Origin of the sequence: Sporosarcina sp. Marseille-Q4063 (assembly GCF_018309085.1) — a bacterium.
Classification (GTDB): Bacteria; Bacillota; Bacilli; order Bacillales_A; family Planococcaceae; genus Sporosarcina.
This window is the reverse complement of sequence record NZ_CP070502.1, coordinates 2,252,112-2,265,361: the sequence shown is the minus strand read 5'-3', so window position 1 is coordinate 2,265,361 and position 13,250 is coordinate 2,252,112. Positions and strand designations below refer to the sequence as shown.

The following is a 13,250-nucleotide window of genomic DNA, read 5'->3' as shown; positions in this document are numbered from 1 at the left end:
GTAACATACACTTCTGTCTGTATTTTTTTGTGCCAAGTCATTCCGATTAATGATATGATTTTAACAAGATAGAAAATTTCACGGGGGTATGTAAATTGAAACTGACACCATCGCTCGACTACGCACGGGGTCTCGATAAGAAAGACGGCTTGGCCCGTCTAAGAGAAGAGTTTTATTTACAAGAAAACACAATTTATATGGACGGAAACTCATTGGGTCTTTTATCGAAACGAGCCGAAAAAACTTTGCTGGATTTGCTTAATTCTTGGAAGACGCTCGGCATCGATGGTTGGACGGAAGGAGATAATCCGTGGTTTTACTTATCGGAATCGGTCGGCGAAAAAATGACGCCGCTCGTCGGGGGCATGAAAAATGAAGTGATTGCAACGGGATCGACAACGACGAATTTGCATCAACTCGCCGCGACTTTTTATAATCCAACTGGCAATAAAACCAAAATCCTCGCAGATGAACTGAATTTCCCTTCAGATATCTACGCTTTGAAAAGTCAATTGACGTTAAAAGGGTATGATCCTGAAGAACATCTTGTGCGCGTGAAAAGTCGAGATGGTCGATTTTTATCGGAAGACGATATTATTGAAGCGATGACAGACGACATCGCATTAATCGTCCTGCCGTCAGTGTTGTACCGAAGCGGGCAAATCCTCGATATGAAACGGTTAACAGCTGCCGCAAACGAAAGAGGCATTCCAATCGGTTTCGATTTATGCCATTCAGTCGGCGCGATTGAACATTCGCTTCATGATTGGGGCGCGGACTTCGCATTCTGGTGCACGTATAAACATTTGAACGGCGGGCCGGGTTCTGTTGGCGGATTGTTCGTTCACGAGAAAAACTTCAAAAATGCGCCAGGACTTGCCGGTTGGTTCGGTTCGAAAAAAGAATCGCAATTTGACATGGACCACGAAATGGATCCGGCGCTGGATGCGGGTGCTTATCAAATCGGCACACCACATGTCCTAAGTTTAGCGCCTGTTATTGGCGCGCTCGATTTGTTTGATGAAGTCGGGATCAAGCGCGTGCGTGAAAAATCGCTTCAATTGACAAGCTATATGTTGGAATTAATTCGCATAGAACTTAACGGGCACGGGTTTACAATAGGAAGTCCTGTTGATGAAACACGCGGCGGTCATATTTTGCTCGAACATAAAGAAGCTGCCCGAATTTGCAGTGCCTTAAAAGAGGACGGAGTTATTCCAGATTTCCGTGCACCAAATGGTGTGAGGCTGGCACCGGTTGCGCTTTATAACTCATTCGAAGATGTTTGGCATACTGTACAGAAACTGAAAAGTATTATGGATGAAAAACGCTACGAGAAATTCGAGAACAAAAGGGGCGTTGTGGCGTGACGAAGAAATGGATTGATATATCACAACCGCTTCGAAACGGGATTGCAGAATGGCCGGGGGATACGCCATTTTCCTATGAAGTTGCGTTCAAGAAGTCAGATACGGGTTCCGTGAATATCGGAAAAATGACGACAAGCATGCATATGGGAACGCATATCGACGCACCATTTCATTTCGATGACGATGGTTTGAAAGTGCTTGATTTGCCAATTGATTTGTACATCGGCCGGGCAAGAGTCATTGACGTTTCAGGACATGAAAGCATCGGTCGCGCGGAATTGGAAAGTATCGATTTCGGCGGCGCAGAGCGGATTTTATTGAAAACGGGCAGTCGCTCAAGTTTTACTGTTTTTCCGGAAGTCTTCACCTATTTGCGTGCGGATATTGGCCCATTATTAAAAGAGCGCAGAGTCCGTCTCATCGGTGTTGATACGCCGTCGGTTGACCCGGAAACGAGTAAATCACTGGATGCGCATCATTCGCTGAACAATAATGGCGTGATGATTTTGGAAAATATCTTTCTTGAATCTGTCGAACCTGGCGATTACGAATTAATTGCGCTGCCTCTTCCTTTAGCGGATGCTGACGGTAGCCCAGTTCGTGCAGTGATAAGACCCATCGAAGGAGTGCGGAAAAATGGATGACAAAGGGATTTACACAGATTTTAAAGAACAGATGACATACGGCGAATATTTAAATCTCGACAAAGTGTTGTCTAGCCAGACGCGACTTTCAGGACATCACGATGAAATGTTATTTATCGTCATTCACCAAGTGAGCGAGCTTTGGATGAAACTAATTTTGCACGAACTAAATTCTGCCGTCGAATTAATCGAAAAGGATGAGTTGCCAGAAGCGTTTAAAATGCTTGCACGGGTCTCACGCATTCAAACGCAAATCATTCAAGCTTGGGATGTGCTGGCAACGTTGACGCCGGCAGAATACATGGAGTTTCGAGATAGTTTAGGCCGCGCATCAGGTTTTCAATCATACCAAAACAGGCTTATCGAGTTTGCGCTCGGTTATAAACAACCGCATATTTTGAAAATCTATGAGAAAGACCCTGAACTTGCTGGAGAACTGGAAGCAGCCTTTAAAGCGCCGAGTATTTATGATGTATCGATTCGTGCGCTTGCAAAAGCTGGATTTTCCATTAACCCGGAATTATTGAACCGAGATTTCTCCATCACGTACAAGGGGGACCAATCTGTCGCGGAAGCTTGGTTGGAAGTGTACCGAAATGTAGAGAGTCACTGGGATTTATATCAACTCGCTGAAAAGTTGGTCGATATTGAAGATAGCCATCAACAATGGCGTTTCCGTCATATGAAAACGGTCGAAAGGATTATTGGCTTTAAAAAAGGGACTGGCGGTTCAGCGGGCGTAAGCTACTTGAAGTCTGTCCTTGATCATCAGTTTTTCCCGGAACTTTGGGGTGTAAGGACAAATCTATAAGTGAAAAACTCCGCCGATTATCTGGCGGAGTTTTAATTAACTTTTATATTTTGAAGCCTTTACTTGTTCGCCTTTTATCTGAAGCAGTGAATTTTCAATCGTTCCCTTACCGATTGATAAAAGCCCGATATTGTTTTTCGTCTCGACAATGGATCCTTTATTTGTTTTTAAATAATGGAGTTCCTCTTGCCATTCCGGACGACTACCTCCATTATAGCGTTCGTTTAAAATGGTGAACGAGTCATCACAGTGTCGTGAAATGTATTTCCTTTTACGTTTTTGCGTATTCCACCAAAGCGCAGACTTCATCAGAAAACCCCATACGCCGGTAAAACTCATATTATTTGATGGACTGCTTGTGAACTGGATAATTTCCGTCGTCCGCCCTCTTTTGGATTCGACGCGAGACTTTACAGCGGAAGCATAATGGACTTCCCCAGACAAAATGATGCACTTGGAAGGCTGCCATTTAAAAATAAAGCGAATAAAATCGCTGAACCCATTTCCGTTATATTTCCAAGCTTCAAAATCGAGCATTTCGTGAACGGGTATTCCAATGGCTCGGAGCGGATAGACATAAGAATGAAGCACTGATTCTATCAAACCCATGCCGTACAACGGCGTTGGGGAAATAATGATTAAAGGGTCTCTCTTTTTCCAACCGGAAAACGAAAGTGTCCTGGCTATCCTTTGCCATCCTTTAGGACCAATCAATCTAGGCGCCTGAACATTTTCTTTGAACATCCAACCGACTTTCACGGATTGCGGCGCGTCGTCAAAGGAACGCTTTGTCCGCGTATCTAGAAATAGCGCAGCGGGTTTAGTCGGCGCGACAAAATGCCAATGCGTGAATGTCCAAAGCCGTCGGGTCCATTCTTCATAGGCGGGTGTGCCGGCAACGAACCTGTCTAAATGATCTTCCATCGACTGTAGGAACGCCTCCTCGAACCGTTGTGGCTCATTGCCCCAGCCTTGAAAAGCCCAATATGCACATAATCCGTTTGCAATAACGTGTTTGCCTAAAGGTGACCGCGAAACATTTTCCTGCCATTTTTGAGACACATTCCAATCGTCCGTTACATCATGGTCATCGAAAATCATGTACGTCGGCACGTTTGCTAGTAGTCTGCGAACCTGGTGCAGATTTCCGATGGTTTGAAGAAGGTCTTCCGTTTGCCGATTATAGCTTTTCTCGCATTTTACAATTTCGGTTTTATCATTCGGGAAGATAAAATGGTAATGTCCCTTTTCCACGACTTCCTCGAATGTTGGAATATATGCTGTTTCCCATAACGCCGGTCCCCATGACAATAGATACATCGCAGCATATTCACCAAACGTCATTAAGTGATTACTCATACTAGCTGATGTGAATTGACAAAATTGTTCCATGCTGAATTGGCGGCCGTTAATTTTCTGGATTAATTTATTAAAAGGATATCCAGCGAGACGAGGTTCTACTTGCGCTAAATTTTCATCTTTAAATGCGAGGCATTCCACAACTGATTGAATAACCGGGAAAAGTGGATCCGCTACGTCATCCGCATAGATTTGATCGCCGAGTAAGAATAGCGAGCTCGGACGACTTTTCAAATTTCTGGGTGCGTTGCAAATCGTTTTATCCCCAGCTACAAGTGAATCACCACCCTTTCCGTGAAATTTTCGACAAGATGCATAAAGGAAGTTCGAGGTGGTGTTCGCGGGAATGTGAAAGGATGGGTAAGGGATATCGTCATAGGCGATGGACAGTTCCTCGTTGTCGGAAATTAAACCGAGGCTCGTTAAGTCGTAGGCGTCTTCCCCGTCATGGAAATACAGATTGTAGCCGAGTAAAGTGTCCATGGGGAAAAAACCGTTAATTTCAACAAGGTGAAGGAATAAGTTTTTCCCTGCGCGAATTGAAGTCGTATTTGTTTGTACGGGCAATGAAAGCCGCTCGTTTATCATATAAATTGCTGCATCAATATCGAAGGGTCGACTGGTCGCGATCCAAATCGTGACCGAGTTCGTGTCAACTCTTCGTAATATTGGCCCAGCTAGAATTGTTGCTAATTCCATCGAATTCACCACCATTATTAACTTATTACAGTAGTGTATTCGGATTGGATGACGGTGGTGTGTGCAAAGGGATATGTTAAAATTGGTTATTAATAGGGGGAATGAATATGAATTGGATAATAATTATTATGATTGCGGTTGTGGCTGAATTAATTATCCGGTATTTGACACGTGGTATGGAGGATAAGAAGAAACGCGAGCGAATGTTGTCTTCTTTATGGTTGGGTTTTGGGGTTATATTGATTTTGATTTGGTTATTTTTGAGATAGCTTATGGCTGAAGCCGTTGATTTCCGTTGCGGGCGGCGCTTATCTAGTCTCTGGAGGCAGATGCTCGAGTGATAAGCCAAATTAACTGCGTGGCAAAAAAACGCCACTCCGTTAATTCGTCTTATGCTTGTCGCATCTAACCGCCTCCTTCAACTTTTATCATTTTCCTGCGGGCGAGCGCCGAGCCGCTTCCCTCGCTACGCTCAGTCCAGGGTCTCGACTTTCTCGCTGATTCCGCTGGAGTCGCCGCCCTCCACTCCAATCAACTATGTTCACTATATGCGGGTTTATATAAATAAATTTGCAAATCTTAAGGAATTCTTCATGAATTAACTGTGAGATTCTTCAGTTTCAGTGGCTAAGATAAAGATAACGAATAATCGAAAAGGCGTGTTTACATGAAGAAGTTTCTATTTATTGTACTCATACTAATTATTGGCTTTACGCTGGCTTTTAAAAATGATATTCCTACAACTGATCCCCATGATTTTGGTGTGAAGGCTAAGGCGATTATTTTAATCGACGCGGAGACGGGGAAGGTTTTGTACGAGGAAAATAGTACTGAATCATTGCCTATTGCGAGCATGTCTAAAATGATGACGCAATACTTGGTGTTGAATTCTATTCAGAATGGTTCATTGTCTTGGAATAGTGAATATAGTCCGAGTGAGTATGTTCGCGAAATGACTAGTGAATCGGCTGTTGTTAGATTGGGCATGTCGAATAATCGTACATATACTGTGAAAGAGCTTTTCACGGCGATGACCGTAACTTCTGCGAATGACGCGGCAATTGCGCTTGCGGAAATGGTGAGTGGATCTGAAGAGGCTTTTGTTGACCTTATGAATAAGCAAGCTAAGGCTTTTAAGCTAAAGAAAACAATTTTCTATAACGCGAGCGGGCTGGACGGAGACTATGTTGGAAAAAGTAAGGATGAAACGAATCTTTCTTCTGCGAAAGACGTTTCGATAATCGCACAGCAATTAATTGCCAAATATCCTGAAGTGCTTGATTTCACGAAAATAACGAACTTCACAACAACCGATGGTCATCAGCTTTGGAGCACGAATTCAATGTTGCCGGGCATGCCGATGGCTGTGGGAGAAATAGACGGCATGAAGACGGGTTATACAGAAATGGCGGGACCTTGCTTCACGAGCACGGGAGTTTTCGACGGGCGGCGCATTATATCTGTTGTGATGGACGTTGAAGCAGACGGAAATGATAAGACAAATCCTAAATTTCAACTGACCGAAGAACTGATTGCTCAATTTGTTGTGAATCAATAAAAGGTTGGGACAGGATTGCAAATCGCCCAGAATGGTATACTAATCATAGATCATTCTGAAAAGGGAGCGAGACCATGAGTGAAGTAGATACGAATATGTGGCAAAAAAAGTTGCCGCTAATCGGAAACATAATGAACGAGGAAGTAGTCTTTTGGGAAAATCCCTTACTGGAGTCAACTAAAACAGGACTTACAAAGGTGACAGTGACGGCGGCGGATGTGAAAGAAGCTTCCGAACGTTTGAAACGTTTCGCGCCATATATTGAACTTGTTTTTCCTGAAACTCAGGATTCGAATGGAATTCTTGAATCTCCATTGACTGCTATACCAACTATGAAAAAAGAACTTGAACAGAACTACGGGGTTAAGATTCCTGGCGAACTTCTGTTAAAACAAGATAACGCAATGCCGATATCAGGTTCCATTAAATCACGCGGCGGAATATATGAAGTGCTTAAGCATGCAGAAACGCTTGCGTTAGAACACGGGTTGCTAACAAAAGAAGATGACTACGCGAAAATGGCGGGGCAGGAATTCAAAGACTTATTTGCAAAACATAAAATCGCCGTCGGTTCCACGGGAAATCTTGGACTCAGCATCGGAATTATGAGCGCGAAACTTGGATTCCACGTGACGGTTCATATGTCGGCAGATGCAAAACAGTGGAAGAAGAATCTTCTACGGGAAAAAGGCGTCATTGTTGTCGAATATCCTTATGATTTTAGTGTAGCGATAAACGAAGGACGTCGACTAGCAGAAGAGGATCCGACTTGCTATTTTATCGATGATGAAAACTCTTATGATTTATTTTTCGGCTATGCGGTTGCGGGCGAGCGGATTGCTTCTCAATTGAAAGAACGCGGAACAATCGTCGATGAGAAGAACCCGCTTTTTGTTTACTTGCCTTGCGGAGTGGGCGGAAGCCCGGGTGGTGTGGCGTTCGGGTTGAAACTCATCTTCGGCGACAATGTGCATTGTTTCTTCGCGGAACCAACGCACTCGCCGTCTGTCCTGCTTGGAATGATGACAAGGCTGCACGAAAAAGTTTCCGTTCAAGACTTCGGCCTCAGTAATTTGACGGCGGCGGACGGTCTTGCGGTAGGCAGGCCTTCTCACCATGCAGGGAAAACTATGGAGCCATTATTATCGGCAATTTATACCATTCAAGATGAAGAACTTTTCAAACTCTTGAAAACACTTGTTGATACGGAAGGCATTCGACTCGAGCCTTCTGCACTGGCAGGGATGATTGGACCTATAAATACGATTCGGGGAAATAGTGAAGATGCAAATTCACCGAATGCAACACATATCGTTTGGGCAACAGGCGGCGGCATGGTTCCACAGACCGAAATGGACCTGTATTATGAGATGGGCGGAAAATAACTAGCGCATTTCCCGGGAAATCGACAAAAAAAGACAAGGAAATAGGGGGAGTCGGTAAAGTGATCTTAGGATTGAACAGAGGGGAAATTAAATTAGTTGAACCGCAAGAAGGTTGGAAAGAGGAATTCTTAAAAACGCAAAAAGAAATCCATGAAGCAACTAGCATAGACATCAACCGCATTGAACATATCGGCAGCACATCCATCAAAGGGATTAAAGCAAAACCGATGATTGATTTTGCTGTTGGCGTAGATGATGTAAATAATGTTCCATCTCATATTTTTAGAAGTCTACAAGAGATCAGCTTTTATCGTCTTCGTGTAGTGTTAGAGGATGAAATTGTTTTGGCTAAATTTGATAATAATGAAACATTTGATGTCAAAACTCATATTATTCATATGGTGGATTATAGAGGTGAAAAGTGGAATGACTTGATATTATTCCGCGACAAACTTAATTCGTCACAGGCATTAAGAAAAGAATATGAAGAATTAAAAGCGAATTATATTCAGAATGAAACTGGGGATATGGATGATTATACGAATTATAAAGAGCGATTTATTTTAGGTGTATTAAAAGATTGAAATTAAAAAGACTGAAAACCAATCAATGGTTTTCAGTCTTTTTATTCGAAATCAGATAACTTATTGTGTCTAAGTAATCGTGTTTTCAATTATGTTTTTTAGTCGCGTAAAGTGCAGATTTCGTGATAGATACCTTTACGACAATGAATTATAATGTTATAATAGTTATAACGTTATTAATGGGAAGGAGAATTTAATGAAAATGAATGAAGAACAAGTTGAAACCCGAACTCAATCAAGAAGAATAACACAAATTGGAAACTCATTAGGTTTGACGCTATCCTCTGAAATGCTGAACTATTTAAAAGTATCGAAGGGCGACGATGTCCAAGTGGAAATGAGGAAAGATGAATTAGTAATAAAGAAAATAAAAGCAGTAGAATATCCAGTTGGAATTTCTGAAGATTTCTTTGATGTTTTGAATGAGACAGTGGAAATGTACGACGCCACACTAAAAGAATTGAAGGATCGATAATGCGATACTTAACGTCACAGGAAATAATTGCGCTCAATTTTTTTCTCATTGATCGGTATTCGCCTCTGGAGATTAAAGGCGTAAAGGAACCTTTATTGTTAGGCTCGGCCGTTCATAGGCCAATGCAAAGTGCTTTTGGCGAAGAAGCTTACCCTGATGTGTTCTCGAAGGCTGCAGCCCTTTTTGAATCAATCGCTAAAAATCATTGTTTTCATAATGCCAATAAAAGAACGGCTTTAGTTGCGTTAAGGCAGTTTCTACACTACAACGGTTATTCATTCATGCCTCCACAAAAGGAAACTGCTGATTTTGTAGTTGATACTGTCAATGGTATATATGAATTTGAAGATATGGTTAACTTTATTGAAACTTATTCATTTGGAATTATGAAGCATTAAAACCTCGCATCGTTGTGGTTTTTTTGATTTTCTAGATCAATTTATTGTGGGCACACAGTCCCGACTTGCAAGCAAATCCATTTGAGTGCAAGCAAACACCCTATGAGTGCAACCAAAACACGTTCAAGTGCAAGCAAAACCCACCAGAGTGCAACCAAACCGCCCCCAAGTGCAAGCAAATCACCACAATCAAAAAAGCCGGCATCCCAGGCAGCTTTTACTTCATTTCCCTATGCAAAAACGGACATTTCCCAACAATCGGTTCACTATCATCTCCGATAAAAAATTGCTTCCATTCATTATGCGTTGGATCACCAAAATGGCTGATATCTGGATGCTTCGGCAATTGATCCCACACCTCGACGCGCCTGCGTACTTTTTCGCGTGACATAATCCCGCCTTTTTCCGTTCCTTTTAATCCTTCAAAAATCTTACGCGGTTGGAAACCGATCACCATGGAATTTCCCAAATGCCGTGTCTTTCGTTGTTTATAGGCCGGTGCATTGCCGAATGCGAATATCGGCTCGCCGTGGAATCGGAAATCCCATAAATAATGATTCGGATCGCGCGGACTATCCGCTGGCCACTCGACTTCATCAACATCATGCAAATACTGCAAGATGTCCCAAAATTGTTTTCGGTAGTCTTCAATAGATCCTTCAACTTTGAAGGGTTCGACAAATACGAATAAGCCATGCCTTTTATGTTTGGGATTATCGAAAAGTGATAAAAATGATTTCAAGATACTCGGTAAATTAGACCAGTCATCTTGCGTTATGTAGCCATATCGCAATTCGCCGCCTAATTCTCCCGCCATTCCAAAGTAGCAAGGAAACGTTTTATCAGTCACGATATTATGAAATGTTTGATATTCATTGATAAGCCATTCGGGTAAATCATCTCTTGTTTCGAAGTCCTTTTTTTCGAGTAAATCCTTGCCAATCTTAATCATAATGTTCCTCCGTTCCAATAGAAGCTGTTATATAAGTATATTCATTGCTCTTTTATTGGTACCCGCCTAGAGGGAAATGAAACGATTTCAGCATATTGCGTTTGGAAATTGAAGAATAGGGAATTCCTATTAATGGACAAATATAAATTAATCGGAGGACATTCAAAATGAAACCCCCAAAGGAAGCTGAACCGAACACTTCAACAGGCTGTCAAAGCGAATACGATACGCTGCAACGTGTGATTGTTTGCGAGCCGAAGTATATGAAAATTCAAGAAGTGATCAATGAGGTTCAAGAACAATATAAAGATGAAAACATAAACAAAAATATTGCTAAAAAACAACATGACGCTTTTATTGAAAAACTGGAAGAGCATGATGTCGAAGTCATTCGATTGCCAGCGTCTGAGCAATTTCCCGAACAAGTTTTCACGCGCGATATCGGTTTTACGTTAGGTGATGATATATTCATCGCTGAAATGGGGAGCGAGATTCGCGAAGGTGAAGAAAAGACGCTTGAAAGATGGTTGCAATCGACGAACACTTTATATAATAAACTTCGCACGAATAAAATAGAAGGCGGCGACGTCATCATCGATCGTCACACTGTATTCGTGGGAATTAGCAGCCGAACGAGTATGGATGCTGTTCGCAAATTATCAGAAAAGCTTCCAGATCATGAAGTCATTCCAATTCCGTTTAACGAAAAATACTTGCACTTGGACTGTGTATTTAACATACTATCGCCAAGAGTCGCCCTTATATTCCCGAAAGCCTTGGACGATGAAACGGTCAAGATGCTTGCTGACAGATATACGCTTATGGAAGTATCCGAAGAAGAACAATTTACGTTGGGCACGAATGTCCTTTCGATTGGAGACAAAAAAGTGTTCAGTCAACCGCAAAACACCGATGTGAATAAAAAAATGCGAGACTTCGGCTTCAACGTCATCGAAGTCGATTTTTCCGAAATTATCAAGTCTGGCGGATCATTTAGATGTTGCTCGATGCCGGTTGAAAGGGACTAAATCGGATGTAGAACCTCACTAATAAAAAGTGAGGTTTTTTTATGCCTGAAATGAAGTAAAATCGAAAAATGTCTTGCAATTCAATAACTTGATTGTTAATATGATTTCTGGCTATATATTTTAGAAAATTCAATGAGGAAAGAAAAATAGTTTTGTCACGTTAGCCAATCTGCGGTATACTATAGGTCAGCTGTGAAAACGATTACATAGAACACATACATTTTAAAATTCATGCGGCAGACATTAAGTTTTAATCTAAGTCATCAGATGACCTTATGATAAGACATTACAAAAACGAGGCAACGTCAACAAAGGAGGAATTAATTTGTTATTACTTGTAGCACTAACGGCAATTATTGCGCCATTATTTTTTCTAGTAATCTTGAGAATGTCAGCGCTAAAAGGAATGTTTTTCAGCTCAATTATCGTGATCCTGTTGGGGCTTACGGTGTGGGGGATGGAAGGTAAAATCGTTTTAGCGTCTATTTTGCAAGGTGGACATAAGGCGTTAACGATTCTTTTAATACTATTTGGAGCGGTTGTATTATTAAATACGCTTACGAATACAGGAGCGGTTGCTCGTATTAACCAAGGGTTCCAAAGTATTTCAGGCGATATGCGCGTGCAGGTCGTTATTGTCGGATTTTTATTTGGCGCTTTAATTGAAGGAGCTGCTGGGTTCGGAACGCCGGCAGCGGTTGTAGGTCCTTTGATGTTTGCGTTAGGGTTTCATCCGATGGCGGCAGCGGTTTTAGCTTTGATCGCGGATAGTGCGTCAGTTCCGTTCGGAGCAGTCGGGACGCCGGTCGTTGTGGGATTGAGTAATCTTCCTGGGGCTGACTTAGCGCTTTATCATGATGTAGCAAAGAAAATAACGATGTTGGACTTTTTCGCGGGAACGTTTATCCCGTTCATTCTAATCGTTATTTTAACGGTGTTTTTCGGTAAAAAGAAAGGTTTGTCAGATGCATTTGCATTACTTCCTTGGACGTTACTTGTCGGGATTGGATACACGTCATCTGCATTTTTATATGCAACGCTTTTCGGTCCGGAATTTGTTTCAATTCTAGCATCGTTAACAGGTTTAGTACTTGCGGCGGGAACGGCAAAAGCTGGTTTTCTTATGCCGAAAACGGAGTGGAAAGATGCGCTTCGCGACGGTTTTGAATTAAAAACGGAAAAGTCGAAGATGGGTTTACTGACTGCGTGGGCTCCGTACTTGGTTGTGGTCGTGTTATTGTTGCTCACACGTATCGTTCCGGCGGTTAAGGATTTTGCTTTATCTGCAGTCGATTTAACATGGCGTGATGTTATTGGCGTTGAAGATGTGAATTCGGGATGGGAAGTTTTATATTCACCGGGGACGATTCTCATATTAGCTGCAATTTTAGCAGTTCTGATCCAAAGAAAATCATTTAGCAATTTTACCAAAGCGAGTAAAGATTCATTGATTTCGATTAAGGCTGCAAGTTTTGCGTTGCTATTCACGCTTGCTTTAGTGCAAGTTTTTACGAATTCGGGAATGAACGTGAAAGATCTAATCAGCATGCCTCAATATATTGCGGAAGCGTTGGCAGGTACTTTCGGTCCTGTATGGGTTTTTGTCGCGCCATTCCTTGGTGCGTTGGGGGCGTTTATTACAGGAAGTGCAACCGTTTCCACTTTGACCTTTTCACCGGTTCAGTTCAGTATTGCTCAGCAAACTGGACTTAGTACGAATGTTATCTTGGCGGGTCAAATTATCGGGGCTGCAGCGGGTAATATGATTTGTGTTCATAATGTCGTTGCTGCTTCGGCTGTCGTTGGTTTGTCGGGCAAAGAAGGCGATATTATTCGTAAAACAATAATTCCTTCATTACTTTATTGTTTATTGGCGGGAATTGGCGGGTTTGTCATTCTTTCGCTCATGTAATGAAACCAATCGTCTCTTCCAATATGTCTTTTTATCCAGTAAAGTTTGAAGTAGGAATTATTGCTAGATTGGGAG

13 protein-coding genes are annotated in these 13,250 nt (G+C 42.1%); 11 read left to right on the top strand and 2 right to left on the bottom strand.

The window, feature by feature from the left end:
• The first annotated feature begins 101 nt into the window (after window positions 1-101).
• Genes kynU through kynA form a run of 3 tightly spaced genes read left to right on the top strand, consistent with a single transcriptional unit; the run spans window position 102 to window position 2,825 of the window.
• Window positions 102-1,370, top strand: a complete 1,269-nt coding sequence (gene kynU / locus JSQ81_RS11770) for a kynureninase (RefSeq protein WP_212607644.1) — start codon at window positions 102-104, stop codon at window positions 1,368-1,370.
• A complete protein-coding gene (gene kynB / locus JSQ81_RS11765; RefSeq protein ID WP_212604260.1) occupies window positions 1,367-2,014 on the top strand; it encodes an arylformamidase in 648 nt (215 codons plus the stop codon). Before kynU ends, kynB begins: the two co-directional genes overlap by 4 nt.
• Window positions 2,007-2,825, top strand: coding sequence for a tryptophan 2,3-dioxygenase (kynA, locus tag JSQ81_RS11760; RefSeq protein ID WP_212604259.1), 819 nt, complete (start codon window positions 2,007-2,009; stop codon window positions 2,823-2,825). Before kynB ends, kynA begins: the two co-directional genes overlap by 8 nt.
• Window positions 2,826-2,861: 36 nt before the next feature.
• Here kynA and JSQ81_RS11755 read toward each other — a convergent pair whose 3' ends face one another.
• Window positions 2,862-4,883, bottom strand: coding sequence for an alkaline phosphatase D family protein (locus tag JSQ81_RS11755; RefSeq protein WP_212604258.1), 2,022 nt, complete (start codon window positions 4,881-4,883; stop codon window positions 2,862-2,864).
• Window positions 4,884-4,990: 107 nt separating this feature from the next.
• On the opposite strand from JSQ81_RS11755, the gene JSQ81_RS11750 reads away from it, so the two are divergent.
• The 6 genes from JSQ81_RS11750 (at window position 4,991) to JSQ81_RS11725 (ending at window position 9,283) form a co-directional block, all read left to right on the top strand.
• The gene (locus JSQ81_RS11750; protein WP_212604257.1) at window positions 4,991-5,152 is read left to right on the top strand and encodes a hypothetical protein; all 162 of its coding nucleotides are present in this window, start codon (window positions 4,991-4,993) and stop codon (window positions 5,150-5,152) included.
• A gap of 398 nt (window positions 5,153-5,550) precedes the next feature.
• Window positions 5,551-6,441: a serine hydrolase gene (locus tag JSQ81_RS11745; protein ID WP_212604256.1), complete on the top strand. Its 891-nt coding sequence runs from the start codon at window positions 5,551-5,553 to the stop codon at window positions 6,439-6,441.
• A 74-nt stretch (window positions 6,442-6,515) separates the two neighbouring features.
• Window positions 6,516-7,826: a D-serine ammonia-lyase gene (locus JSQ81_RS11740; RefSeq protein ID WP_212604255.1), complete on the top strand. Its 1,311-nt coding sequence runs from the start codon at window positions 6,516-6,518 to the stop codon at window positions 7,824-7,826.
• 59 nt (window positions 7,827-7,885) lie between these two features.
• A complete protein-coding gene (locus JSQ81_RS11735; protein WP_212604254.1) occupies window positions 7,886-8,410 on the top strand; it encodes a GrpB family protein in 525 nt (174 codons plus the stop codon).
• A gap of 196 nt (window positions 8,411-8,606) precedes the next feature.
• On the top strand, window positions 8,607-8,885 hold the full coding sequence (locus tag JSQ81_RS11730) for an AbrB/MazE/SpoVT family DNA-binding domain-containing protein (protein WP_249336527.1): 279 nt from the start codon (window positions 8,607-8,609) through the stop codon (window positions 8,883-8,885).
• A complete protein-coding gene (locus JSQ81_RS11725) occupies window positions 8,885-9,283 on the top strand; it encodes a type II toxin-antitoxin system death-on-curing family toxin (protein ID WP_212604253.1) in 399 nt (132 codons plus the stop codon). Before JSQ81_RS11730 ends, JSQ81_RS11725 begins: the two co-directional genes overlap by 1 nt.
• 217 nt (window positions 9,284-9,500) lie before the next feature.
• On the opposite strand, the gene JSQ81_RS11720 is transcribed toward JSQ81_RS11725, so the two are convergent.
• Window positions 9,501-10,235 (bottom strand): YqcI/YcgG family protein, encoded by a 735-nt coding sequence (locus JSQ81_RS11720; protein ID WP_212604252.1) that lies wholly within the window; start codon window positions 10,233-10,235, stop codon window positions 9,501-9,503.
• A gap of 167 nt (window positions 10,236-10,402) precedes the next feature.
• Here JSQ81_RS11720 and JSQ81_RS11715 point away from each other — a divergent pair, with 167 nt between their 5' ends.
• Both JSQ81_RS11715 and JSQ81_RS11710 read left to right on the top strand, forming a co-directional pair.
• The gene (locus JSQ81_RS11715) at window positions 10,403-11,263 is read left to right on the top strand and encodes a dimethylarginine dimethylaminohydrolase family protein (protein ID WP_212604251.1); all 861 of its coding nucleotides are present in this window, start codon (window positions 10,403-10,405) and stop codon (window positions 11,261-11,263) included.
• Between the two features lie 325 nt (window positions 11,264-11,588).
• Window positions 11,589-13,175, top strand: coding sequence for an L-lactate permease (locus tag JSQ81_RS11710; RefSeq protein WP_212604250.1), 1,587 nt, complete (start codon window positions 11,589-11,591; stop codon window positions 13,173-13,175).
• Window positions 13,176-13,250 lie beyond the last annotated feature (75 nt).